Origin of the sequence: Pseudomonas sp. HY13-MNA-CIBAN-0226, from assembly GCF_040310305.1 — a bacterium.
Lineage (GTDB): Bacteria > Pseudomonadota > Gammaproteobacteria > Pseudomonadales > Pseudomonadaceae > Aquipseudomonas > Aquipseudomonas gregormendelii.
Map to the genome: position 1 here is coordinate 1 of NZ_JBEOPS010000033.1, position 24,561 is coordinate 24,561.

24 protein-coding genes are annotated in these 24,561 nt (G+C 61.0%); 16 read left to right on the top strand and 8 right to left on the bottom strand.

The features are described 5' to 3' along the window. Positions 1 to 173: 173 nt before the first annotated feature. The 5 genes from AAEZ05_RS26755 to AAEZ05_RS26775 all read left to right on the top strand — a co-directional run bounded on the left by AAEZ05_RS26755 (position 174) and on the right by AAEZ05_RS26775 (position 4,201). Positions 174 to 890 carry a TetR/AcrR family transcriptional regulator gene (locus tag AAEZ05_RS26755; protein ID WP_205893153.1) on the top strand — a complete coding sequence of 239 codons (717 nt, stop codon included), beginning with the start codon at positions 174 to 176 and terminating at the stop codon, positions 888 to 890. 46 nt (positions 891 to 936) lie between these two features. After that, positions 937 to 1,491: a hypothetical protein gene (locus AAEZ05_RS26760; protein ID WP_045060766.1), complete on the top strand. Its 555-nt coding sequence runs from the start codon at positions 937 to 939 to the stop codon at positions 1,489 to 1,491. 35 nt (positions 1,492 to 1,526) lie between these two features. Beyond that, positions 1,527 to 2,804: a flavohemoglobin expression-modulating QEGLA motif protein gene (locus tag AAEZ05_RS26765; protein WP_045060765.1), complete on the top strand. Its 1,278-nt coding sequence runs from the start codon at positions 1,527 to 1,529 to the stop codon at positions 2,802 to 2,804. A 156-nt stretch (positions 2,805 to 2,960) separates the two neighbouring features. Beyond that, positions 2,961 to 3,872, top strand: coding sequence for an alpha/beta hydrolase (locus AAEZ05_RS26770; protein WP_045060764.1), 912 nt, complete (start codon positions 2,961 to 2,963; stop codon positions 3,870 to 3,872). Next, positions 3,872 to 4,201, top strand: coding sequence for a PA3694 family proteiin (locus tag AAEZ05_RS26775; protein WP_045060763.1), 330 nt, complete (start codon positions 3,872 to 3,874; stop codon positions 4,199 to 4,201). Before AAEZ05_RS26770 ends, AAEZ05_RS26775 begins: the two co-directional genes overlap by 1 nt. 125 nt (positions 4,202 to 4,326) lie before the next feature. Here AAEZ05_RS26775 and lptF read toward each other — a convergent pair whose 3' ends face one another. The 3 genes from lptF to AAEZ05_RS26790 all read right to left on the bottom strand — a co-directional run bounded on the left by lptF (position 4,327) and on the right by AAEZ05_RS26790 (position 6,214). Continuing rightward, the gene (gene lptF / locus AAEZ05_RS26780) at positions 4,327 to 5,115 is read right to left on the bottom strand and encodes a lipotoxin F family OmpA-related lipoprotein LptF (protein ID WP_045060762.1); all 789 of its coding nucleotides are present in this window, start codon (positions 5,113 to 5,115) and stop codon (positions 4,327 to 4,329) included. 55 nt (positions 5,116 to 5,170) lie between these two features. Next, complete coding sequence (locus tag AAEZ05_RS26785; RefSeq protein ID WP_045060761.1) at positions 5,171 to 5,584, bottom strand: DUF4398 domain-containing protein; 414 nt, start codon at positions 5,582 to 5,584, stop codon at positions 5,171 to 5,173. Between the two features lie 285 nt (positions 5,585 to 5,869). After that, positions 5,870 to 6,214 (bottom strand): pilin assembly protein, encoded by a 345-nt coding sequence (locus tag AAEZ05_RS26790; protein ID WP_350600684.1) that lies wholly within the window; start codon positions 6,212 to 6,214, stop codon positions 5,870 to 5,872. Positions 6,215 to 6,415: 201 nt separating this feature from the next. On the opposite strand from AAEZ05_RS26790, the gene ppc reads away from it, so the two are divergent. The 7 genes from ppc (at position 6,416) to AAEZ05_RS26825 (ending at position 13,715) form a co-directional block, all read left to right on the top strand. After that, complete coding sequence (ppc, locus tag AAEZ05_RS26795) at positions 6,416 to 9,046, top strand: phosphoenolpyruvate carboxylase (RefSeq protein WP_045060102.1); 2,631 nt, start codon at positions 6,416 to 6,418, stop codon at positions 9,044 to 9,046. A gap of 287 nt (positions 9,047 to 9,333) precedes the next feature. Then, on the top strand, positions 9,334 to 9,984 hold the full coding sequence (gene adk, locus AAEZ05_RS26800) for an adenylate kinase (RefSeq protein ID WP_045060103.1): 651 nt from the start codon (positions 9,334 to 9,336) through the stop codon (positions 9,982 to 9,984). Between the two features lie 85 nt (positions 9,985 to 10,069). Next, positions 10,070 to 10,744, top strand: a complete 675-nt coding sequence (tsaB, locus tag AAEZ05_RS26805) for a tRNA (adenosine(37)-N6)-threonylcarbamoyltransferase complex dimerization subunit type 1 TsaB (protein WP_045060104.1) — start codon at positions 10,070 to 10,072, stop codon at positions 10,742 to 10,744. 254 nt (positions 10,745 to 10,998) lie between these two features. Further along, positions 10,999 to 11,304 (top strand): hypothetical protein, encoded by a 306-nt coding sequence (locus AAEZ05_RS26810; RefSeq protein ID WP_045060105.1) that lies wholly within the window; start codon positions 10,999 to 11,001, stop codon positions 11,302 to 11,304. Then, positions 11,304 to 12,164 (top strand): DUF72 domain-containing protein, encoded by an 861-nt coding sequence (locus AAEZ05_RS26815; RefSeq protein WP_045060106.1) that lies wholly within the window; start codon positions 11,304 to 11,306, stop codon positions 12,162 to 12,164. Before AAEZ05_RS26810 ends, AAEZ05_RS26815 begins: the two co-directional genes overlap by 1 nt. Before the next feature lie 31 nt (positions 12,165 to 12,195). Then, positions 12,196 to 13,017, top strand: coding sequence for an isocitrate lyase/PEP mutase family protein (locus AAEZ05_RS26820; RefSeq protein ID WP_045060107.1), 822 nt, complete (start codon positions 12,196 to 12,198; stop codon positions 13,015 to 13,017). Positions 13,018 to 13,019: 2 nt separating this feature from the next. Next, entirely contained in the window at positions 13,020 to 13,715 is a 696-nt protein-coding gene (locus AAEZ05_RS26825; RefSeq protein WP_045060108.1) for an extensin-like domain-containing protein, read from the top strand. 3 nt (positions 13,716 to 13,718) lie between these two features. Here the strand turns inward: AAEZ05_RS26825 and AAEZ05_RS26830 are convergent, their stop codons facing one another. Continuing rightward, complete coding sequence (locus AAEZ05_RS26830; protein WP_045060109.1) at positions 13,719 to 14,342, bottom strand: hypothetical protein; 624 nt, start codon at positions 14,340 to 14,342, stop codon at positions 13,719 to 13,721. Positions 14,343 to 14,434: 92 nt separating this feature from the next. Between AAEZ05_RS26830 and AAEZ05_RS26835 the strand changes: the two genes are divergently transcribed. Next, positions 14,435 to 15,217 (top strand): class I SAM-dependent methyltransferase, encoded by a 783-nt coding sequence (locus tag AAEZ05_RS26835; RefSeq protein WP_209012834.1) that lies wholly within the window; start codon positions 14,435 to 14,437, stop codon positions 15,215 to 15,217. A 115-nt stretch (positions 15,218 to 15,332) separates the two neighbouring features. On the opposite strand, the gene AAEZ05_RS26840 is transcribed toward AAEZ05_RS26835, so the two are convergent. Then, positions 15,333 to 15,977, bottom strand: coding sequence for a TetR/AcrR family transcriptional regulator (locus AAEZ05_RS26840; RefSeq protein WP_045060111.1), 645 nt, complete (start codon positions 15,975 to 15,977; stop codon positions 15,333 to 15,335). Between the two features lie 93 nt (positions 15,978 to 16,070). On the opposite strand from AAEZ05_RS26840, the gene AAEZ05_RS26845 reads away from it, so the two are divergent. Both AAEZ05_RS26845 and AAEZ05_RS26850 read left to right on the top strand, forming a co-directional pair. Next, positions 16,071 to 17,171 carry an efflux RND transporter periplasmic adaptor subunit gene (locus AAEZ05_RS26845; RefSeq protein WP_045060112.1) on the top strand — a complete coding sequence of 367 codons (1,101 nt, stop codon included), beginning with the start codon at positions 16,071 to 16,073 and terminating at the stop codon, positions 17,169 to 17,171. A 6-nt stretch (positions 17,172 to 17,177) separates the two neighbouring features. After that, complete coding sequence (locus AAEZ05_RS26850) at positions 17,178 to 20,243, top strand: efflux RND transporter permease subunit (RefSeq protein ID WP_045060113.1); 3,066 nt, start codon at positions 17,178 to 17,180, stop codon at positions 20,241 to 20,243. A gap of 113 nt (positions 20,244 to 20,356) precedes the next feature. Here AAEZ05_RS26850 and AAEZ05_RS26855 read toward each other — a convergent pair whose 3' ends face one another. From AAEZ05_RS26855 to plsB, 3 genes are all read right to left on the bottom strand, one after another. Next, positions 20,357 to 21,034 carry a DUF4197 domain-containing protein gene (locus AAEZ05_RS26855; protein ID WP_177328562.1) on the bottom strand — a complete coding sequence of 226 codons (678 nt, stop codon included), beginning with the start codon at positions 21,032 to 21,034 and terminating at the stop codon, positions 20,357 to 20,359. Between the two features lie 38 nt (positions 21,035 to 21,072). Then, complete coding sequence (locus AAEZ05_RS26860) at positions 21,073 to 21,471, bottom strand: YbaY family lipoprotein (RefSeq protein WP_045060115.1); 399 nt, start codon at positions 21,469 to 21,471, stop codon at positions 21,073 to 21,075. Positions 21,472 to 21,598: 127 nt separating this feature from the next. After that, a complete protein-coding gene (plsB, locus tag AAEZ05_RS26865) occupies positions 21,599 to 24,103 on the bottom strand; it encodes a glycerol-3-phosphate 1-O-acyltransferase PlsB (RefSeq protein ID WP_045060116.1) in 2,505 nt (834 codons plus the stop codon). 164 nt (positions 24,104 to 24,267) lie between these two features. Between plsB and AAEZ05_RS26870 the strand changes: the two genes are divergently transcribed. After that, on the top strand, positions 24,268 to 24,477 hold the full coding sequence (locus AAEZ05_RS26870; protein ID WP_010462862.1) for a cold-shock protein: 210 nt from the start codon (positions 24,268 to 24,270) through the stop codon (positions 24,475 to 24,477). The last annotated feature ends 84 nt before the right edge of the window (positions 24,478 to 24,561 follow it).

Consider the following 24,561-nt stretch of genomic DNA (forward strand, 5'->3'; position numbering starts at 1 on the left):
CTACGTTTTTCGCCCGTATTCATTGCACCTTCCTGATAAGAAGCCAGAAGGTGTAAACCTTATTCAGGACGAGACAGTTTTAATCAAAAAGCCGCCTACCAGGGCGGCTTTTTATTGCCTGTCTGGTACAAACGTATCAATTTATTGCTTTCATCTGAGAGGAAAGACCTGTCGTGAATCGTGCAATGGCTCAAGAAGGTGCAGCGGGTATCGCCACTGCGGTTGCTGAAAGCGTTCAGTACCAGGGTCGCAAGGCCAGCCGACAGGGCAGCGAACAGCGTCGACAGGACATTCTCGATGCAGCGATGCGCATTGTGGTGCGTGATGGCGTGCGGGCCGTGCGTCATCGCGCAGTGGCTGCCGAAGCGGCCGTGCCATTGTCGGCGACGACCTACTATTTCAAGGACATCGATGACCTGCTCACCGATACCTTCGCCCAGTACGTGGAACGCAGCGCGGCTTTCATGGGCAAGCTGTGGGTGAACAACGAGGGGCTGCTGCGCGAGATGGTGGTCAGTGGCGACGGCAGCCCGGAGTCGCGCTCGCAACTGGCCGACGATATTGCGCGCCTGATGGCAGACTATGTGCATCGCCAACTGGTCAATCGTCGCGAGCACCTGATGGCCGAACAGGCGTTCCGCCAAGAGGCACTGCTGAACCCGCGGCTGGCGGAACTGGTGCGCTCGCATCAGCAGATTCTGCTGCAGGGCAGCTGTCAGCTGTTTCAGGTATTGGGGTCCCGCGAGCCACAACAGGACGCCAAGGTGTTGACGGCGATTATCGGACGGATGGAATATCAGGGCCTGCTGAACGATGCCGAGCCTGACGCAGAGGCTGAAATGCTCGGTATCCTCAACCGTTACATGCACCTGGTGTTGGCGTCGGTGTAACGCGCGCCCCCGGGGCTCGGTGGTGTGATTTCATAGGGAGTATTGAATGAAAACCTGGCGTGTCGTTGTGATCGCCTTGTCGTTTCTGTTGCTCAGTGGCTGCCTGGTGTCCTTCAAGGAGCCTTTGCCCCAGAGTGATCCCGCGCCCAAGGGGCTGTTGGGCAAATGGACCAGCACCAATGCCTGGGGCGAACCCATGAACCTGGAGCTGACGCGCATCGGCAACAATCGTTACCAGGCGGTCAGCTACTTCAAGGCCAGGCCCAAGGCGCGCGAGGCCTATCCGTTTACAGTGTCCCGCCATGGCGATCGCTGGTACCTGTCGGCGAAGGTGCCGGCACAATTTGGCGGCCACTTCCTCATCGCCGGCTTTGAACTCAACGAGGAGCGCGAACTGGTGGTCTACAACCTCGACCTGGATCAGATAAGCCAGGCCATGGGGCAGAAAACCCTCAACGGCCAGGGCTTCCAGACGGATGATGGTGATGGCGTACTGATCAACAACAGCATGCCCGAGGTGTTTGCCTACCTCGACAACCCGGCCAACTCCGACGTGTTTGTCGAAGCCGTGCGCTACCAGCGCTTGGCCAACGCTAAATAAACCCAGCACTAACGGTTTTACTACAGGAGTTTCGGGTGGACGATTACCAGCAGACGATACGCATTTTGTCCGATCGAATTGTGCTGGCGCAGACACCGATTCGCGTCCTCGACGCGGTGAAGTGGGACGAGGGCATCCGCAAGGGTTTCCTCAAGGCCAAGGGCAAGGAGATGCCGGCGGTAGACCGTGATTACTACCTCAATCGGCCGCTGTCTTTCGACTCCAGCAAAGTGAAACTGGAATTCCAGAACATCGAACGCGACATCACCCGGCAGCTGGGCCAGTTCAACCCGGTCGGCCAGATCATGCGGCGCATGTGCAAGGAATACCGCATGGTGGTGCGCATGCTGGAAGCCCGCGGTACCGAGGACTTCGGGTTAATTTCCCAGGAGCTCTATGGCGCTGCCTCCGATGCGTTTCACGCCGGCGACCCGACCTTGTCCGACCTTGGCTTGATGCTGTCGGACTACCTGAACAACATCGACGGTCGTGGCGATCTCAAGGACGAGCCTAAAATCCTAACCGCCAAGGACGCTGTGAACCTGCTGCAAACCCGCCTGAGCAAAGTGTTCGGCGAGGCCGAGGAAACCATCAGGGTGTTCGAGTCCGATGGCATTGTCGCGGACGCGGCGGCCGGCGCGGATTACATTAAGATCCGCACCGATGCGATGTTCAACGAGCGCGACGTGCGCGCGCTGGAAGTCCATGAAGGGCTGGTGCATGTCGGCACCACCCTCAATGGCCTGAACCAGCCGATCTGCACCTTCCTCTCCAAGGGCCCGCCGTCATCGACCGTGACCCAGGAAGGCCTGGCGATTCTGATGGAGATCATCACCTTCGCCTCCTACCCGAGTCGCCTGCGCAAACTGACCAACCGCACTCGTGCCATCCACATGGTGGAGGAGGGTGCCGACTTCCTGCAGGTATTCGAGTTTTTCCGCGAGCAAGGCTTCGAAATGGCCGAAAGCTACGGCAACGCCAGCCGGGTCTTCCGCGGCTCGGTGCCGACCGGCCTGCCATTCACCAAAGACTTGTCCTATCTCAAGGGCTTTATCATGGTTTACAACTACATTCAGTTGGCCGTGCGTAAAGGCAAGCTTGAGCAGGTGCCGCTGCTGTTCTGCGGCAAGACCACCCTGGAAGACATGCGCACGTTGCGTCAGCTGGTGGATGAAGGGCTGGTGGTGCCGCCCAAATATCTGCCGGAGCAGTTCCGTGACATGAACGCGTTGTCTGCCTGGATGTGCTTCTCCAACTTCCTCAATCACTTGAGCCTGGACCGGATTGAAGCGGATTATTCCAACATTCTCTGAGAACACCACCCGCTCCTGTGGGAGCAAGGCTTGCCCGCGATGACCATCTGACATTCAGCGCTGTGGTCTACTGACACAACGCTATCGCGGGCAAGCCTTGCTCCCACAAGATCGGTGATGAATTCCACACTTCTTTGTTACGCGGGACTTCAACGGATGAGAATCCTCGGCATCCTCTGCCTTCTCCTGACCCTCGGCGGTTGCAGCTCGCTGCTGTTCTACCCTGAGCCCGGTCAACTGTTCACCCCGGCAAAAGCCAAGCTCGACTACCGTGAAGTCACCCTGGTCACTGCCGATGGCCTCAAGCTGAATGCCTGGTGGCTTCCGGCGAAGCAAGGCGTCGAGGTCAAGGGCACGGTGCTCCATCTGCACGGCAATGGCGGCAATTTGCCCATGCACCTCGGAGGCAGCTGGTGGTTACCGCAAGAGGGTTACCAGGTATTGCTGCTGGACTATCGCGGCTATGGCCTTTCCGAAGGCGAACCGAGCCTGCCGGCGATCTACCAGGACATCGACGCCGCCTTCAAATGGCTTGACCAGGCGCCTGAGGTCCAGGGTAAGCCGTTGATCCTTTTAGGGCAGAGCCTCGGTGGTTCAATGGCGGTGCATTACCTGGTCCAGCATCCGGAGCGCCAGAAGCAGCTCAAGGCGTTTGTGCTCGACGGTGTGCCGGCCAGCTACCGCAGCGTCGGGCGTTTTGCCCTGAGCAGTTCCTGGCTGACCTGGCCCTTGCAGGTGCCGTTGTCCTGGCTGGTGCCGGACGGCGACAGCGCGATCAACTCCATGGCGCAGCTCGATGGCGTGCCCAAATTGATTTACCACAGCATCGACGATCCGATCGTGCCTCTTTCCAACGGCATCCGTCTGTATCAAGCTGCGCCGCCGCCGCGGGTGCTGCAACTGACCCGGGGTGGGCATGTGCAGACCTTTGCCGACCCGGTCTGGCGCAAGGTAATGCTGCGCTACCTTGACGATCCGCAACATTTCGACGGCCTGCGCCGCTTGGGCGAAATCCCGAATTACCCGGCGCCCCCGAATTCTGAAGATGAACCACCAGAGAGTCCGTAATGAGTGAAGAACGTAACGCCATCCCGCTGATCATCACCGGTATCTGCAGCATCCTCGGCACTGTGGGTGCCCTGTGGTGGTACGGCTACCTGCACTTTGCCAAACCCGAGGATGCACTGCTGCTGAGCGAGTTCACCATGCTCAAGACCGTGCCCGGCGAAGACTACAAGATTTCCCTGCAGCCGGCCGCGCAAGTGGCCCAGTGCATCGATGGCGTGCTGGTCATGTTCGACACCGAGCAGAAAGGCCTGACCGGCGTGCTGGTAGACAACAAGAAGAAGGCAGTGCGTTGTGTGGGCGGGGAAACTCCGCAAAAGCTCGAACCCTGACGCCCTCGCCAGCTGCAACAACCCCGTAGGAGCTGCCGCAGGCTGCGATCTTTTGATCTTTTGATCTTCAACAAAAAGCCCCGCCTGATCAGATCAGGCGGGGCTTTTGTGTCACTGCGTAAAGCTTAGTTAGCGCTGACGGCCGAGCGCGGCATGACCGGCTGGTTGTCATTGGAAATGGTCACTTCAACACGACGGTTCATGGCACGGCCCGAAGCGTTGCCGTTTTCGGCAACCGGGTATTCCTTGCCATAACCCTGAGCAACGATGCGCGCTGGATCAACGCCCATTTTCACCAGGGCAGTGCGCACGGAAGCCGCACGGCGCTCGGACAGCGACTGGTTATGCGACGCGGTACCGGTGCTGTCGGTGTAGCCTTCGACGATCACTTTACGGTCCGGGTTTTCCTGGAGGAACTGAGCCAGTTTGTTGATGTTGACCAAGCCGCTGGATTTCAGGTCGGCACGGTCGGTGGCGAACAGCACGTCACCGAAGGTCACCAGCGTACCGCGATCGGTCTGCTTGGCGTTCAGGCTGTCCTGCAGCTGCTTGATCTGCGCGTCACGGGCATCCAGACGAGCCTGGGCACGTTGGGCCGAAGCGTTTTTCAAGTTGGCTTCGGCGGTGCGCAGGGCGATGGTCTGCTTCGCCACTTCGACGCGCTGGTTGGTCAGGTAAGCCAGCTGATCGACTTTCGACTCGTCTTCCTTGTTCAGGTAAGCCTTGTCTGCCTTGTCCAGGTAGTCACTGGCTTCCTTGGTTTCCAGCGCCGCTACTTTACTGGCCTGCGGGTTGGTTTGCAGGCCGGTGTAGTTGGTGCGGGCGTTTTCCAGGTTCGCGTTAGGCGGAGTGGAGCAGGCTGCCAGTGCAACGCTTGCGGCCAGGAGAGCGGGGATCATCAATTGTTTACGCATAATAAGTCGTCCTTTCTATCGATTAGAGCTTCAGGTCTGGGGTCTGGATGCGCGCTTACTGCACGGTGCGCTGGCTTTCCTGACGCAATTCCTGAACACCTTTCTGAGAGTCCTTGACTGCCTGTTCGGCCTTCATTGCCTGCGCTTTGCGTTCCGCTACACGGGCGTCCCACTCGGCTTGTTCAGCCAGAACCTTGGCTTCGGCGTACTTCTTGTCATGCATGGCCAGCTCGGCCTGCTTGAGTTTGTCCTGAGCCGATTTCATTTCCACGGCTGCGAATTCGGTACCGCCGGCGCTGACGGCGCTATTGACGGCCGATTCAGTCACGGCGAACTGCTCGGTCGGCGGATTGCCTGCGCAACCGGCCAGAACGAAGCTGGTGCCGATTGCCAGTGCAGCCATTTTCAGACCGCGCAGGTGAGTAGACGAGGATTTGGCGATGCTGGTCTTCATGGTCTTCAACTCCATTGGAAATGCTCCTGAAAAACTTGAAAATCCATCCTGGGCATGGAGCCGTACCGTCGATGTTAAGAGGCGTTTTGAAACGGCCGTCCCAGGCGTGGTTACTGGGTACGACCCGAGCGCTTTTTCAAAAGTTCAGAAGAGATGGCCAATCGCCGGAAAAAATACCTGACCGATTGGTCATGGTTTTGGAGGTGGAACTTTGTGGGGGGCGCAGAGGTATTCTCGGGCTAATGTGGGAGCGAGCAAGCCCGCTTCCACAGGGATCACCTGCATTCTCGGGAACGATGATCAGTGTTTGGGCTCGTCGCCACCGCTCGCCAGATCATGCAAATACCTGCGCGACAGCGCCAGGAAACGTGGGGTCGGGCCGACGTCTTCGTACAATGGATCGCCTTCTTCGTCGGTTGCCACGACGGTCGATCCCTTCACATACGGGAAGCTTTTCTCAAGCTCCTCCAGCGCGGCGCCGATCAGCTCCCCGAGCAGTTCTTCGGGCTGGCGCTTGGGGTACATTTCGGTGATGGCCGCCAGTCTCGCGGCCGCTTCCACGTCCAGGTGAATCTTGTAACCGGTGTCGGTCAGGCGACCTTTGGCATTTTCTTCCCAATGCTGGGCGAGCTCGCGAATTTTCATGACAACCTCATTGCGCGCCTGCTCGTGGCAGGCCGGAGAGTATCCGCCGGTGAGGGGCGGCAAGCCGTTGTACGGCTTACTCTTCAGACTAGCTTCAACCCCAAAGGTTTACAGTCCCTTCGTCGTCTGCTTGTCAGAAACAGTCTGGAGCGGCACTCTTGAGGTTCCTGGCCGCCCGGATTTTTTGCTGGAGAACTGCTGATGACCGATATTGATGCACGCTTGCGCGAGGATGTTCACCTGCTGGGTGAGCTGTTGGGCAACACCATTCGCGAGCAGTATGGCGACGGCTTCCTCGACAAGATCGAGCAGATTCGCAAGGGGGCCAAGGCCGACCGGCGCGGTTCGATGGACGCCGAGCTGAGCGCCAGCCTCAACCAGTTGAGCGAAAATGAATTGCTCCCGGTTGCGCGGGCGTTCAACCAGTTTCTCAACCTGGCCAATATCGCCGAGCAGTACCAACTGATCCACCGACGCGAGGAATCCCAACCGGCACCTTTCGAGGCCCGGGTATTGCCGGAGTTGCTCGCTCGCTTACGGGCCGAAGGTCATGGTGCCGAAGCGCTGGCGCGGCAGTTGGGGCGGCTGGAGATCGAGCTGGTGCTGACCGCGCACCCGACGGAGGTGGCACGCCGTACCCTGATCCAGAAATACGACGCCATCGCCGAGCAGTTGGCGGCTCAGGACCATCGCGACCTGACCAGCGCCGAGCGCGAGCAGATCCAGGTCAAATTGCAACGCCTGATCGCCGAAGCCTGGCACACCGAGGAAATCCGCCGCACCCGCCCGACCCCGGTGGACGAAGCGAAATGGGGTTTTGCGGTCATCGAGCACTCGCTGTGGCAAGCCATTCCCAATTATCTGCGCAAGGCCGACAAGGCCCTGCACGACGCCACCGGCCTGCACCTTGCGCTGGAAGCTGCGCCGATTCGCTTTGCTTCCTGGATGGGCGGCGATCGCGACGGCAACCCGAATGTCACGGCGGCGGTCACCCGCGAAGTGCTGCTGCTGGCGCGCTGGATGGCGGCGGATCTGTACGTTCGTGACATCGATCAACTGGCAGCGGAGCTGTCGATGCAGCAGGCCAGCGATGGGCTCAAGGCAAAGGCCGGCGACAGCGCCGAACCTTACCGCGCGGTGCTCAAGCAACTGCGTGAACGTCTGCGGGCAACGCGTAACTGGGCGCATGCATCCCTGACAGCCAGCACACCGGCAACGGCTGATGTGCTGCAGGACAACCGCGACCTGCTAGGTCCGCTGCAGCTGTGTTATCAGTCGCTGCACGAGTGCGGCATGGGCGTGATTGCCGATGGACCGCTCCTCGATTGTCTACGCCGAGCGGTGACGTTCGGGCTGTTCCTGGTACGCCTGGATGTACGCCAGGACTCCTCGCGGCATTCGTCGGCCATGACCGAAATCACCGATTACCTGGGCCTGGGGCGCTACGAGGACTGGACTGAAGAAGAGCGCATCGACTTCCTGATGCGCGAGCTGGGCAACCGTCGACCATTGTTGCCGGCGTACTTCAAGCCATCGGCCGACACCGCCGAAGTACTGGCCACGTGCCGGGAAATCGCCGCCGCGCCGGGCGCTTCGCTGGGCTCGTATGTGATCTCCATGGCCGGCGCCGCCTCGGACGTGCTGGCCGTGCAGCTGCTGCTCAAGGAGGCCGGGGTATTGCGGCCGATGCGTGTAGTGCCGCTGTTCGAGACGCTCGCCGACCTGGATAACGCCGGCCCGGTGATCGAAAAACTGTTGCTCCTGCCAGGCTATCGTTCACGCCTGCACGGCCCGCAGGAAGTCATGATTGGCTACTCCGACTCGGCCAAGGATGCCGGTACCACGGCGGCCGCCTGGGCGCAGTATCGCGCGCAGGAACGCCTGGTCGATATTTGCCGCGAGCAGCAGGTGGAGCTGCTGTTGTTCCACGGCCGCGGTGGCACCGTTGGACGTGGCGGCGGTCCTGCTCACGCAGCCATTCTGTCGCAGCCGCCGGGTTCGGTCGCGGGGCGGTTCCGCACCACCGAGCAGGGGGAAATGATCCGCTTCAAATTCGGCCTGCCGGATATCGCCGAACAGAACCTCAACCTCTACCTGGCGGCCGTGCTGGAGGCAACGTTGTTGCCACCGCCACCGCCGGAGCCGGCCTGGCGCGATCTGATGGACGAACTGGCCGCTGATGGCGTGAAAGCCTATCGCGCAGTGGTGCGGGAAAATCCGCAGTTCGTCGAGTATTTCCGCCAGTCCACCCCGGAGCAGGAGCTCGGTCGCCTGCCGTTGGGCAGTCGCCCGGCCAAGCGACGCGCGGGTGGTATTGAAAGCCTGCGGGCCATTCCCTGGATCTTCGGCTGGACCCAGACCCGACTGATGTTGCCAGCCTGGCTTGGCTGGGAAGCGGCACTGAGCAAGGCGCTGGAGCGCGGCGAAGGTGAGTTGCTGGGGCAGATGCGCGAGCAGTGGCCGTTCTTCCGCACGCGCATCGATATGCTGGAGATGGTCCTGGCCAAGGCCGATGCGGACATCGCCCGGTCTTACGACGAGCGTCTGGTGGAGCCGGATCTGCTGCCACTAGGTGCGCATTTACGCGACCTATTGTCGCAGGCCTGCGCGGTGGTCCTGGGGCTGACCGGTCAGTCCCAACTGCTGGCGCATAGCCCGGCCACCCTCGAATTCATCCGCTTGCGCAACACCTACCTCGACCCGCTTCATCTATTACAGGCGGAGTTGCTGGCGCGCTCCCGGCAGCAGGAAGTCACTCAAGGCAGCCCGGTAGAACAGGCGCTGCTGGTGTCTGTGGCGGGGATTGCCGCTGGTTTGCGTAACACCGGCTAACATTTTGCGGTGGCGTCCGGCACCTGCAGCGGGTGGCGGATGCCTGCCGCCGAGTCGCGCGAAAGTGCGGTCAGGCGACAGTTAGTGATGGGGTTGCGACTTGGGGTACCCCGTCGCAAAGTCACGCAAGGCGTGGGTTTCTCCGACTTTCGGCGGCTTGTGTGGGCAGGAACTGCTGTGTATCTTGAGCAGCCTTTGGCCGTTTGGGCGGTCACGACCCTATTTTTGAGATTGGCCCCATGAGGCGAATCTGACGTTATCCATATAAAAAATTGAGGAGCACATCGATGCGCGTCATTCTGCTGGGAGCTCCCGGGGCCGGTAAAGGTACTCAGGCGAAGTTCATCACCGAGAAATTCGGCATTCCGCAAATCTCCACTGGCGACATGCTGCGTGCAGCGGTCAAGGCTGGCACCGAGCTGGGCCTGATCGCCAAGAGCGTCATGGACAGCGGCGGTCTGGTCTCCGACGACCTGATCATCAACCTGGTCAAGGAACGCATCAGCCAGGCTGACTGCACCAACGGATTCCTGTTCGACGGTTTCCCGCGCACCATTCCTCAGGCTGAAGCGCTGGTCAAAGCCGGCGTGGAGCTGGATCACGTGGTCGAGATCGCCGTTGACGACGAAGAAATCGTTCAGCGCATCGCCGGTCGCCGTGTTCACGAGGCCAGCGGCCGCGTCTACCACACCGTCTACAATCCGCCGAAAGTTGCCGGTAAAGACGACATCACCGGTGAAGACCTGGTGCAGCGCAAGGACGACACTGAAGAAACCGTTCGTCATCGCCTGTCGGTCTACCATTCCCAGACCAAACCGCTGGTGGCTTTCTACCAGAAGCTGTCGGCTGAAACCGATGGCAAGCCGAAGTACAGCCACATTGCTGGCGTCGGCTCCGTCGAAGCGATAACCGGCAAGGTGCTTGAAGCCCTGAGCTGATCTGCGTTTGATCTTCTACGGCCCGCTTGCGGGCCGTAGTTGTTTATACTGGCGCACTTTTTCTGACTCTCTTACGGAAACATCGATGAGCACCTTGCTGGCCCTGGACACCGCGACTGAAGCCTGCTCTGTTGCCTTGCTGCATGACGGCAAGGTCACGAGCCATTACGAGGTGATCCCGCGCCTGCACGCGCAAAAGCTGTTGCCGATGATTCAGCAGTTGCTGGCAGACGCCGGGACCACGCTGCAGGCGGTCGACGCCATCGCATTTGGCCGGGGGCCGGGAGCATTTACCGGCGTGCGGATCGCCATCGGCGTGGTCCAGGGCCTGGCCTTTGCCCTGGATCGCCCGGTACTGCCGGTATCCAACCTGGCAGTGCTGGCGCAGCGGGCCTTGCGCGAGCATGGCGTGAGCCAGGTGGCCGCGGCTATCGACGCGCGCATGGATGAAGTGTATTGGGGTTGCTACCGCGAGACAGCGGGGGAGATGCGCCTGGTCGGTGCCGAAGCGGTGCTGGCGCCGGAAGCGGCAGCGTTGCCTGCCGATGCCAGCGGCGAGTGGTTCGGTGCGGGTACCGGTTGGGGCTATGCCGAGCGCATAGCCGTCAATCCGAGCGGGCAGGATGCGGGCATGTTGCCCCACGCTGAAGACCTGCTGACGCTGGCCAGATTTGCCTGGGCGCGCGGTGAAGCCATCGTGGCGGATGAGGCGCAGCCGGTTTATTTGCGCGATAAAGTGGCGACGCCCAAAGCAAGATAAGCTTGAATCGCGGTGGTTTCTCCGCGAGCAAGCCCGCTCCCACAGATTGCGAGTTGTCACTGAACTTGTGTGCGACATGCCTCCTGTGGGAGCGGGCTTGCCCGCGAAGACGGCCTCGCAGACACAGCCAATCGTCAGTTTCCATCTTCCATGTTTAAACCTTTTGCCTTTTTTGTGTTCTAGTTATCATTCGGCAGTTTGCGAAGAGCCCTGCGCGCCACTAAACTGCCATCATCGATACCGAGCATGACTTTATGCGTATAGACGGCTTTTCCTCTCAGTCCTACCCCATCAAGCGCCAACAGCGTAAGAGCACTGTGGTGCAGGACGAGCCGGTCGATATCGACGGTGAGCTGGAATATCCATCCGAAGAGCAAATGGCCGCCCGCGCCGCCAAAGCTGGCGCGCAACGCCTGGGTAATCTTCCGGCGCGTCAGCAGGACATGATCTACCATCGCGCCATGAGCAAGAGCGTCGCAATGGCCCTTGCCAGCTACCTCAGCACTGCCGGTTTCGTCGATTGGGATGCAGACGTGCTGGGCCTCGACCTGTACATCTGATGCGGCTGCCGTATTACCTCGGTTGCCCGTCCTGGAGTGAAAACGCCTGGCGCGATTACTTCTATCCGCAAGATGCCCGGCCTGCCGAGTTCCTGTCGCTTTATTCCCAGGTGTTCAATGCGGTTGAAGGCAATACAACCTTCTACGCCAGCCCGGCTGCCAGTACTGTGCAGCGCTGGGCCGACACCATGCCCGAGCACTTTCGCTTTACTGCCAAATTCCCCGGCGACATCAGCCACAGCGGCGACCTGCGTGAACAGCTGACTGCGGCCGAGACTTTCCTGCAACTGCTCAGCCCCTTGGGTGAACGAGTCTCGCCACTGTGGCTGCAACTGCCGAAAAGCTTCACACCGCAACGCCTGCCCGAACTGGCGGGTTTCATTGATGCGTTGGAGCGGCCACTGGCGGTGGAGGTGCGCCATCGGGAGTTCTTCGCCAAGGGCGACAGCGAACGCATTCTCAATCGATTGTTGCGCGATCGTGGCATCGAACGTATCTGCCTCGATCCACGGGCACTGTTCAGTTGCACCTCGACCGATCCTGCCGTGCTCGACGCCCAGGCTAAGAAGCCCAACGTGGCGACTCGCCCGGCGGCGTTCACACAGTGCCCACAGGTGCGCTTCATTGGTCATCCACAGCTGGAAGCGAATGATCCGTTCCTGGTGCCCTGGGTGGAAAAAATTGCGCAGTGGATCGAGGAGGGCCGCACGCCTTATATCTTCCTGCACACCGCCGACAACCTGCTGGCGGCGAAACTCGCGCAACGTTTCCACACTCAACTGATGCTGCGTTTACCTGGTCTGCCGGCGCTGCCTGAGCTATACAGAGAGCCCGCCGCCGAACAACTTGGTTTGCTCTGAGGCGTGAGTCGTCTTTTCCAGGAGCCTGCCAATGGATGCGCAAACCCTTCGAGCCCAGGCGTTCAAAGCGCTGCATGAACGCGACAAGGCTTTCGTGATTCCCAATCCGTGGGACGCCGGTTCGGCGAAAATGCTCGCCAGCCTGGGGTTCCAGGCCCTGGCCACCACCAGCGCCGGTTATGCCTTCTCCAATGCTCGCCCGGACGGCGGACTGAGCCTGGATGACACCCTGGCCAATGTCCGGGCGATCGTCGCGGCCTCGGACCTGCCAGTGGCGGTCGATCTGGAGAACGGCTTTGCCGATGATCCCGCCGCCTGTGCGCAAAGTATTCTGCGTGCGGCAGAGGCCGGGGCTGTTGGCGGCTCGATCGAAGACGCGACGGGCCGCGATGACGCGCCGATTTATTGTTTCGAACATGCCGTGGCGCGGATCGAAGCGGCAGTATCAGCCGCTCGCAGCTTGCCCTTTGCCTTCACGCTGACGGCCCGGGCGGAAAACTTCCTGCACGGCAATCCGGACCTGGCGGATACGATCCACCGTCTGCAGGCGTTTTCTGAAGCGGGCGCCGACGTGCTGTATGCACCCGGGCTGCGCAGTGCCGAGGAGGTCTTGGCGGTGGTTCGTGCGGTCGCGCCCAAGCCGGTCAATGTGCTGATGTCCGGTGGCCTCAAATTGACGGTCGCGCAATTGAACGACATGGGCGTCAGGCGCATCAGCGTCGGTTCGGCGCTGGCTCTGGCGGCCTATGGCGAGTTTTTCCGTGCGGCGCGGGAGATAAAGGAGGCCGGCACGTTTGACTTCACCTCAAGGTCCATGCCGTACGCCCAGGCCAATCAATTGTTCAAGGGCTGACGATGCGGTTGCGCTGGTGGCTGTTGTTCCTGCTGCTGATCATCGGCTCAACCGCTGCGGGCGTGTGGCGTGGCTGGATCGCGGTACCGCCGCAGTGGAACCCCTGGGCGCCGCTGGACGTTGCCGCTGCGCCGAATGTCCTCACGCGCTACAAACTCATGCGCTTGCGCGCCGATGCCCAGCTGTGTGACCAGGCCCTGGCCACTTCCGGCTTGCGCGTGAACCGCCAGGCCGATAGCCCCGACGCGACCTGCCCGCTGCTTAATACCTTGCGCATACAGGGCGGCGAGGTCGCGTTGAGCAGCAGTTTCCTCGCCAGTTGCCCATTGGCCGTGACCTTCGCACTGTTCGAGCGCCATGCCCTTCAGCCTGCAGCTCAGGCGATCTATGGGCAGGCGGTGGCGCGGGTCGATCATCTGGGCAGCTTCGCCTGTCGCAACGTCTACGGGCGCGAGAATGCGAGGCGCAGCCAGCATGCGTCCGCCGATGCGCTGGACATCGCCGGTTTTCGCCTGGCAGATGGGCGAACGATCAGTGTGCTCAAGGACTGGCCAGGGGATAATCGCGACGCGCAGTTTTTACGGCAGGTTCGCAATGGCGGCTGTGGGCTGTTCAGTGTGGTCTTGAGTCCGGATTACAATGCCGCCCATCACAATCACTTTCATGTGGATGTCGGGCCGTGGTCGGTGTGCCGCTGACGGTCAGGCGGCGATGCGCAGGTTGTGCAGGACGATCGGGCGAGCCCAGCCGATGTCGAAGTCGAAGTTTTTCTGCTGATCCACCAGTTCTTCGGGCGAGAAAGGCGGGAACGGCTTGTCCAGCAGATCAAGTTCGAATTCGGCGATGGGCAGGTGCAGCAGGCGCGGTTGTGGCGCCGGGCCAACGTCTGCCAACGGTTGGCCAGCATTGAGCACGATCGGGCGAACCCAGGCGCTTTCGAAATCCTGCTGTTTCTGTTGGGCGACGATTTCTTCTTCCGGGAACGGTGGGAAGGGCTTGTCGACCAGGTCCAGCTCGAACTCGGCAATTGGCAGGAACAGTGGTTCGGGCGGGCGTACTACGTGGTCCTGCACGTTACATTCGCGCTGCGAAACGATATGCGCGAGCAGGTCGCTACCCACGGTGGGTTCGACCGGGCTGTCGAGGTCGACCGCCGGGAAATCCAGCGAAGCGGGGAGCACCTCTTCCTTCGACTGATCAGCCAGGGCCCGGGCAAAAAAATCCTGCCACAGATGACTGACGCCGCTCAGTGCTTGGGAGTTTCGCAGGCTGTAATCGCCGTAGGGCGAGATAAAGCCTGTGATGATGGGTTGAATGTCTGACATTTTTCTCGGTCGACGCTCAGCTCTGGCAAAATGCTCGATAGTTTTGTTATCGGCCGTTTTTGCCGATCATTAATTTTTTGAGTGTGTTTTCCATGATTGAGCAACCGTCGGCCTGCCGCATCCATGTCGAAGCCCTGGGCACGACCTTCCAGCCAGAGGCCGAACAATGGGCCGAGCGCCTGGGTTTGCCGTTGCAGGTGGCCGATGCCGAGTTCGCGCTGCAGGTAGGCGAGCAGGGTTTGCAACTGCAACAGCTCGGGGCCGATGCGCCGGGGCCGGTGCGGGTGGATTTTGTCGAAGGCGGTGCGGCCCACAGGCGCCTGTTTGGCGGTGGCACCGGGCAGATGATCGCCAAGGCGGTGGGTATCGGCCAAGGCGTGCGGCCGCGGGTGCTGGATGCCACGGCGGGGCTGGGCAAGGATGCGTTTGTCCTGGCGAGTCTGGGTTGCGAGATGAGCCTGATCGAACGCCAGCCTTTGATTGGCGCCTTGCTCGAAGATGGCCTGCTGCGTGCGGCGGAGGATTTCGACGTGGCGCCGATCGTGGCGCGCATGCGTTTGCTCAAGGGCAACTCGATCGAGGTGATGCGCAACTGGGAGGGGGAGCCACCGCAGGTGATCTACCTGGACCCGATGTTCCCGCATCGTGAGAAAACCGCCCTGGTGAAGAAGGAGATGCGCCTGTTCCGGCCACTGGTGGGCGATGACCTGGATGCGCCGGCCTTGCTCGCAGCGGCGTTAGCTCTTGCCAGCCATCGCGTGGTGGTCAAGCGCCCGCGCAAGGCACCGTGCATTGAGGGGCCCAAGCCCAGCCATGCGCTGGACGGGAAATCGAGTCGGTATGATATTTATCCGAAGAAGGCGCTCAAGTCCTGAGACCGGGTTGCGCCTTTCGCGGGCAAGCCCGCTCCCGCAGGGATTCGTGTTAAATCACAGACCTCCTGTGGGAGCGGGCTTGCCTGCGATGGGGCCGGTCCTTGCTGCACATAACTCAGACTGAATCCGGCCGATAAGCCCGCATAAACAACCCCACCACCTCCCGCACATGGCTTTCCGCGGCCTCCCCGGCCAGCGGCGCGCCGCAGCCATACAGCAGGCGAAAATTCCCTGCGCCCTTGAGCAGGCAAAAGAAATGCTCGGCCGCGTTGCGCGGTTTATCGATGCTCAGCGCGCGGCTTTGGTCGATCCTTACCAGCAACCGTTCCATGCCATGCAGCATGCGCTCGGGGCCGGCTTCGAAGAAGATCAGCGAGAGCTTCGGATCCTGGCTGCCCAGGGTCATCATCAGGCGGTGCAGGTTCACCGATTCATCGCTGTTGATCAGTTGGTGAAAACCATGGGCAATGTTCAGCAGCACGGTCTCCACTGCGATGCCGTCGGGCAACTCGAAAAACAGCGGCGGCAGTTGTTCTTCACATTTGGCCACGACGGCCGCGGAAAACAGCGTTTCCTTGTCGTTGAAGTGGCTGTACACCGTGAGCTTTGACACGCCGGCCTCGGTCGCCACTGCGTCCATGCTGGTGTTCGCGTAGCCGTTGCTCAGGAACAGGCTTTTCGCCGCGTCGAGGATCGCCTGGCGCTTGGCCAGATCCTTGGGACGGCCAGGGCCGTTGGGGGCTGAAAGATTGTTGGGCATTCTTCGCTTTAATACTGGACTGGTGAGTTTGCTATTAATAACATACTGGCCAGTATAATTATTCCAAGCACCATTAGCGAAAGGTCCTTCACCATGTTCCGCTATGCCTTGCCCCTCGCGTTGCCAGTCGGTCTGGCTTTTTTATTGTCCGCGTGCGGTCATGAGGAGGCGCCTCAGGTCACGGTGCGACCGGCCATGATGGTGCAGCCAGAGCCTTCGGCGCAGGCCATGGAAAGTTTCCCCGGTGAAGTGCGGGCGCGTTTCGAGCCGGACCTGGCTTTCCGGATTGGCGGCAAGGTGATTCGACGACTGGTCGAGGAGGGGCAGCGGGTCAAGGCTGATCAGCCGCTGGCGGAGCTTGATCCCCAGGACGTACGCCTGCAACTGGAGGCCACCCGCGCCCAGGTCGCGGCGGCCGAAGCCAATCTCAATCTGGTGCGTGCCGAGCGTGATCGCTACAAGACCTTGATGGACCGTCAGATGGTCAGCCGTTCGGCGTACGACAATTCCGAAAATCTTTACCGATCCGGTGAAGCGCGCCTCAAGCAAATCAAAGCCGAATTCAACGTATCGACCAACCAGGCCAGCTATGCCGTTCTGCGGGCGCCCCAGGACGGTGTGGTGGCCAAGCGGGCGGTGGAAGTCGGGCAGGTGGTAGCCGCCGGGCAAACCGTGTTTACCCTGGCCACTGATGGTGAGCGGGAAGTGCTGATCAGCCTTCCGGAGCAGAGTTTTGGCCGGTTCAAGGTGGGCCAGCCGGTGTCCGTGGAGCTCTGGACCCAACCTGACCAGCGCTTTGCCGGGCGGATCCGCGAACTCTCGCCGGCGGCCGATCCGAAGTCGCGCACGTTCGCCGCGCGTATTGCCTTCACCGCCGGCAAAGTACCGGCCGAACTCGGTCAGAGCGCCCGGGTGTTTATCCAGGCCGCTGACGTCGTATCGCTGTCAGTGCCGCTCTCGGCAGTCACCGCAGAAAACGGCGCCACCTACGTCTGGGTACTCGGCGCCAACAACACCCTGAAAAAAGCCCCGGTGCGTGTCGGCGCCTTCGGCGAGAAGACCGTGCCGGTGCTGGAAGGCCTGAACGCCACTGATTGGGTAGTCGCCGCCGGTGTTCATGTGCTGCATGACGGGCAGCAGGTGCGCCCGGTGGACCGCTCCAACCGCGTGATCAATCTGGCGGACAAGGAGTAATCCCCGATGGGCTTCAATCTTTCCGAGTGGGCGTTGCGTAACCGCCAGATCGTACTGTTCCTGATGCTGCTGCTGGCCGTGGTTGGAGCGCTTTCCTACACCAAGCTCGGCCAGAGCGAAGACCCGCCGTTCACTTTCAAGGCCATGGTAATTCGCACCAATTGGCCGGGCGCAACGGCCGAGGAAGTCTCGCGGCAGGTTACCGAACGCATCGAAAAGAAGCTGATGGAAACCGGGGAGTACGAACGCATCGTGTCGTTCTCTCGTCCAGGAGAATCCCAGGTGACGTTTATCGCCCGGGATTCCATGCACTCGGTGCAGATTCCCGAGCTGTGGTATCAGGTGCGCAAGAAGATCAGCGACATTCGCCACACCTTGCCCCCGGGCATCCAGGGGCCGTTTTTCAACGATGAATTCGGCACCACCTTCGGCAATATCTACGCCCTGACCGGCGATGGGTTCGATTACGCGGTGCTCAAGGACTACGCCGATCGCATCCAGATCCAGCTGCAACGGGTCAAGGATGTCGGCAAGGTCGAGCTGCTTGGGCTGCAGGACGAGAAGATCTGGATCGAGCTGTCCAACGTCAAGCTCGCCACCCTGGGTTTGCCCCTGGCCGCAGTCCAGCAAGCGTTGGAAGAGCAGAATGCGGTGTCTACGGCGGGGTTCTTCGAAACCAGCAGTGAACGTTTGCAGCTGCGGGTGTCGGGGAATTTTCAGACAGTCGATGAGATAAAGAACTTTCCAATCCGGGTGGGCGAGCGTACGTTCCGCATTTCCGATGTGGCTGACGTACGGCGTGGTTTTAACGACCCGCCGGCGCCGCGTATGCGCTTCATGGCGCAGGACGCCATCGGCCTGGCGGTTGCGATGAAGGACGGTGGCGACATCCTGGTGCTGGGCAAGGCGCTGGAAGTCGAATTCGACCGCATCCAGAAGAATCTTCCGGCCGGGATGCAGTTGCGCAAGGTCTCGGACCAGCCCGCTGCAGTAAAAACCGGCGTTGGCGAATTCATCCAGGTGCTGGTGGAGGCCCTGGCGATCGTATTGCTGGTAAGTTTCTTCTCCCTTGGCGTGCGCACCGGCATGGTCGTGGCGTTGGCGATTCCCCTGGTGCTGGCGATGACATTCGCCTGCATGTATTACCTGGGCATCGGCCTGCACAAAATCTCCCTCGGAGCCCTGGTGCTGGCGCTGGGCTTGCTGGTGGACGATGCGATCATCGCCGTGGAAATGATGGCGATCAAAATGGAGCAGGGCTTCGACCGGGTCAAGGCGGCCAGCTACGCCTGGACCAGCACCGCGTTCCCGATGCTCACCGGCACGCTGATCACCGCCGCCGGCTTTCTGCCGATTGCCACGGCGCAATCGGGCACTGGCGAGTACACCCGCTCGATCTTCCAGGTAGTGACCATCGCACTGCTGGCGTCCTGGGTCGCCGCCGTGGTCTTCGTGCCGTATCTGGGGGAAAAACTCCTGCCTGATCTGGCGAAAATTCACGCAGCCAAACACGGCAGTGGTCAGCCTGATCCTTACGGCACTCCGTTCTATCAGCGCGTGCGGCGCCTGGTGGAGTGGTGCGTACGGTGGCGCAAGACCGTGATCGTGTTAACCGTGGTGTTGTTCATTGCCTCTATTGCGCTGTTCCGGTTTGTGCCGCAGCAATTTTTCCCGGCGTCCGGCCGCCTTGAACTGATGGTCGACCTGAAGCTGGCCGAGGGCGCGTCCCTGAGCAACACCGCCGAAGAGGTCAAACGTCTCGAAGTGCTGCTTAAGGATCACGCCGGTATCGATAGTTACGTGGCTTACGTGGGCACCGGGTCACCGCGCTTTTACCTGCCGCTGGATCAGCAACTGCCAGCCGCCAGCTTTGCCCAGTTTGTGGTGCTGGCCAAGACCATCGAAGACCGCGAACCCCTGCGCACCTGGCTGATCGAGACCCTCAACGAGCAGTTTCCGGCCTTGCGCTCGCGGGTGACGCGCCTGGAAAACGGCCCGCCCGTGGGATATCCGGTGCAGTTCCGGGTGACCGGTGAACACATCGAGGAGGTGCGTGCCCTGGCGCGCAAGGTCGCGGCGAAAGTGCGCGAGAACCCGCATGTGGTCAACGTGCACCTGGACTGGGAAGAGCCGAGCAAGGTGGTGTACCTCAACGTCGATCAGGACCGTGCCCGGGCGCTTGGGGTGAGCACCGCGAGCCTGGCAAAATTCCTCCAGAGTTCCCTGACCGGTTCCAGCGTCAGCCAGTACCGCGAAGACAACGAATTGATCGAGATCCTGCTGCGCGGCACCCTGCACGAGCGTACCGAGCTGTCGTTGCTGCCGAGCCTCGCCGTGCCGACCGACAACGGGCGCAGCGTGGCGCTGTCACAGATCGCGACGCTGGAATACGGCTTTGAAGAGGGCATCATCTGGCACCGTAATCGCCTGCCCAACGTCACCGTTCGGGCCGATATCTACGGCAAGGAACAACCGGCGACCCTGGTGGCGCAGATCATGCCGACCCTCGATCCGATTCGCGCCGAGCTGCCGGACGGCTACCTGCTGGATGTCGGCGGCACCGTCGAAGATTCGGCCCGTGGGCAGAACTCGGTGAAGGCTGGCGTACCCTTGTTTATCGTGGTGGTACTGACCTTGCTGATGCTGCAACTGCGCAGCTTCTCGCGCACGGTGATGGTGTTCCTGACCGCGCCGCTGGGGCTCATCGGCGTGACGCTGTTCCTGTTGGTATTCCGGCAGCCGTTCGGCTTCGTCGCGATGCTGGGGACCATCGCCCTGTCGGGGATGATCATGCGCAACTCGGTGATCCTGGTGGACCAGATCGAGCAGGACATCGCCGCCGGGCTCACGCCTTGGCAAGCGATCATCGAAGCCACGGTCCGACGCTTCCGGCCAATCGTGCTGACGGCGCTGGCGGCAGTGCTGGCGATGATCCCGCTGTCACGCAGCGTGTTCTTCGGGCCGATGGCGGTTGCCATCATGGGCGGGCTGATTGTGGCCACAGCGTTGACGCTGTTGTTTCTGCCGGCCTTGTATGCGGCATGGTTCCGCATCAGGAAGGACCCGGCCTGATCCTCCCCTGTGGGAGCAAAGCTTGCTCGCGATCGATGCTACGCGATTTCACTCGCAGATCGCCTCAGGGCTATCGTCGCAACGCTTCCCGCAGCAAGCTTTGCTCCCACTGTTTACAGGCTGCCAAACACCTTCTTCGCCAAACTGGTCGCCGCAGCGGCCGGGTTGTTGCGGATGGTTTCTTCCTGTTTGCCGATCATCTCGAACAGGCCGTTCAGCGCTTGCTCGGTCACATAGCCTTCGATGTTGGCGTTCTTGGCATCCAATACACCCAGGGTAGCCGCCTGACCGGCGAAGGCGTTGTATTGCTTGGCCAGGCCGACCTGGTCGGTGGCTTGCTTGACGATGGGCAGGAACTTGACGCGGATCTGTTCGCGACTGGTTTTGCTCAGGTACTGCGTGGCCGAGTCATTGCCGCCGCCCAGGATGCCCTTGGCATCGTCGACCGTCATCTTCTTCACCGCATCCACAAGAATCGGCTGGGCCTGGACCACGGCCGTTTCAGCGGCCTTGTTCATGCTGGTCTCCAGTTGATCGACCTGGGCCCCCATGCCGAACTGTTTCATCTTGCTGGCGACCTTGCCCAGTTTGCCCGGCAGCTCGATTTTCACTTCAGGGTTGTTACTGAAGCCGCCTGGAGCGCCCAGTTGTTTGACGGCGAGCTGTGCGCCTTGGGTCAGGGCGTCCTTGAGACCCCCGGTAGCGTCTTTTTGTGACAGGTCATTGAGCGACAGCGCCATGGCGTTGGCGCACATCAGCAAGCCTGCAAAGAGGCCGGTGAAGCGGAGGATCATGGGGGGCATGGCGGCTTCCTAAGGGTAAAAGGGCTTTAGCGAGCGGCGTTCACGCGAATCTTCAGTGGCTGCGGATCACTGCCATCCAGCTGCACGGCGTGATTTTCGGTGGTGATGAACAGCAACTGGCCATCCGCTTCGATGCGTGCGCTGACCGAGTAACGGTGGCCGGGCTTGACCTGCGCCGGGTCGTAGCTCAGGTGAAAGGGCAGTGGCACCTGGCCTTTGACCGGGCCTTTGTGTTCGTCGAGGACGACCGCTGGTGCGTCGGCCAGGGAGACGTCCTGCAAGCTGACGCTCAGGGTGGCGGTCGGCGGCAAGGCGATGCGTTGCAGGTAGAACACTTCGCCGTCGAGGCTGGTTTTTGCTGCAGGTTGCATGGATTGGCAGGCGCTGAGCAGGGTGGCTGCGGCCAGGAGAGAGAGTTTTTTCATAGGGGTGTCTCCGTTCTGAATGTGGGCGCCAGGCTGCTCCGGGCGGCATTCGACATATTTGCTGTCTGATACACCGCCATCGCGAGCAAGCATGGCTCCTGCAGGGGAATTCATTGCCACAAGGACTTCATGAAATTTCGATTGGTGCGGGTGGCTGATCCGCTGCATCTTCGCTGCGGTGCAAGGCCACCTGGCGGATCGACAGGCGAATCTCCGCCGGCAACACCCGCTTCGCCGCGCCTTCAGCCAGTTCGCCCAGCAGCTCGTGATAGCTCAGCTTGCCGGCTTCGTCACGGCGCAACACGTCAAGGTCGAGCATGGTCTGGATGAAGTGCCGGAACAGGCTCTTGTCAAAGAATTCCGGAGCGTTCAAGCCGTGCAGGATCGACAGGCGCTGGGCCATGACGGTACACAGGTCTTCCAGTTCTTCGGCGCTGACGCTGTGCTGGCCGCTGTTGAGCAGCAAGGACACGGTCATGTAGAAGCGCTGCAAGGTCTGGGCGATGCTCTTGGACAACAGGGTCAGCAGCACGAAGTGTCGCGAGCTCGGCGCCGGGCGCAGGTACACATTGTTTTCGAATCGCAACAGGCCTTGCTCGACGAATGCCTCCAGCCATTGATCGACCACCGCATCGAGTTCATCCAGGGACCAGCGAATGAACAGCTCCGACTGCAGGTACGGGTACAGCGCGCGGGTGTAGCGCAGGATCTGCTCCCGGCTCATGCGCGAGGCGCTCTGGAAGAAACTGGCCAGCAGCGCGGGCAGCGCGAAGATATGCAGCACGTTGTTGCGGTAGTAGGTCATCAGGACGGCGTTCTGCTCGTCCAGGTACAGGATCTTGCCCAGGGCATCGCTCTGCTCGGAGAGCAGGTCCATGTCCTTCACGTGCTCGATCAGCGCCCGACCATCGCCTTCCGGCAGGGTGGTGTGCGGCGAGTACGGTACTTTGCGCAGCAGCGCCAGGTACAGGTCGAGCACCCGCGCCATCGCGCGATCGTCCAGGGCCAGGCGGCTGGTGGAGAGCAGGGCGAGTGCGACCAGGTTGACCGGGTTGATGGCTGCCGCTTCGTTCAGGTGCTGCGCGACTTTTTCGCCCAGGCGATGGGTGGTTTCGTTGAGCCACGCCGGCTTGAACTGCGGGCCGAGTTCCTGCTGGCGCCAGTCGGGCTGCTCGCTGTCGAGGAACTCCGCCAGTTTGATCGGCTCGCCGAAGTTGACGGCCACCTGGCCGAAGCGTTGCTTGAGGGCGCCGATGACTTTGAAGATGTCGAAGATCGATTCCTTCTTCTTCGTGGCCCCTCGTAGCTCGCCCAGATAGGTACGACCTTCCAGCACTCGCTCGTAACCGATGTACACCGGCACGAAGACGATAGGCATCCGCGAGGACCGCAGGAAGCTGCGCAACGTGATCGCCAGCATCCCGGTTTTTGGTTGCAGCATGCGCCCGGTGCGCGAGCGGCCACCTTCGACGAAGTATTCGACCGGAAAGCCTTTGGTGAACAGGGTGTGCAGGTATTCATTGAACACTGAGGTGTACAACGGGTTGCCCTTGAACGTGCGGCGCATGAAAAACGCGCCGCCGCGGCGCAGCAGGCTGCCGATCACCGGCATGTTGAGGTTGATCCCGGCGGCGATGTGCGGCGGAGTCAGGCCGTTGCGGAACAGCAGGTAGGACAGCAGCAGGTAATCGATATGGCTGCGATGGCACGGCACGTAGATGACTTCGTGACCCTGGGCGACCTTTTGCACGCCTTCGATGTGGTTGACCTTGATCCCGTCGTAGATCTTGTTCCAGAACCAGCTCAGCACGACTTCGAGGAAACGGATCGCGGTATAGGTGTAGTCCGACGCGATCTCGTTGCCATAGCGCAGGGCCTGGGCCTTGGCTTTTTCCGGGGAGATGTTCTCGCGCTCGGCCTCCTCGAGGATCGCCTGCTTGACCAGCGGCTGGTTGAGCAAGCCCTTGACCAAGTTGCGCCGGTGGGAGATGTCCGGCCCGATCACGGCGGCTTTCAGGTTGCGAAAGTGCACCCGCAGGATGCGCTGGGCCATGCGCACTGTGCGCTCATGGCCCTTGTTGTGATCGATGAGCTCACGCAGGTGAATCGGCGCGGAAAACTGTACCCGGGTCTTGCGGCCCAGCACGATGATGCTCAGCAACCTGCGCAGGCGGCCGGTGACTGCCCAGCTGTCGGCGAACAGCAGTTTCCACGGGCTCGATTCGCTGTCTGGCGACTGGCCCCAGAACACGCTGACGGGAATGATCTGCGCGTCTTCGGCGGCATTCTGGCTCAGGGCACTGACCAGCCGGGTCAGGGTCGGCGGCGCGCCACGCTTGTCCTGGCGGCCGAGCCAGTCGGGGTCGGGTGTCAGGTAGAAAAACGCCGCTGGCTCCAGCAGGTTGCCCACCGACACCGGCAGGACCGGGCGCGGCAGACCGGCCTTGGTGCATTCGGTATCGACCACGGCAAGGTCGGTCAGCGAAGGATTTTGCAGGACGTAGAACACCGGCCGGCTGCGGTCGAGGTTGAGGGTGAACGACGACTGGTTGATCGTCTCCGAGCGAACCCAGAGGTACAGCAGTCGGCGCAAGGTGCCAAACACTAGACGGCGGAACGGGGAGCGGGTCATACGGCTTCTGCGTGAGTGAATGAGACCGAGCATTTGCTCGGGCGGTCGATAGTGTGCCGGATTCATCGAAAATCGGCAAAAAAGCGGCTAAGTAAAGTTCAGTTGAGAGTTTTTCGGGCTGTCCTATACTCGCGCCTCAACAATAAAAAGAAGAGGTGCGATTCATGGCAACGCGCGAGACTGGCAATGTGAAGTGGTTCAACGACGCCAAGGGTTATGGCTTCATTCAGCGCGAGGACGGGGTGGACGTTTTCGTGCACTACCGCGCGATCCGCGGCGAGGGGCATCGTTCGTTGGCGGAAGGGCAGCAGGTCGAATACGCCGTAGTGACGGGAGAAAAGGGATTGCAGGCTGAGGATGTGGTTGGGTTGTAAATTTTAAGATCAAAAGATCGTCCGAACGCGGCCCGAACCTTCGGCAGCTCCTACAGGTGTACACATGACCCTGTAGGAGCTGCC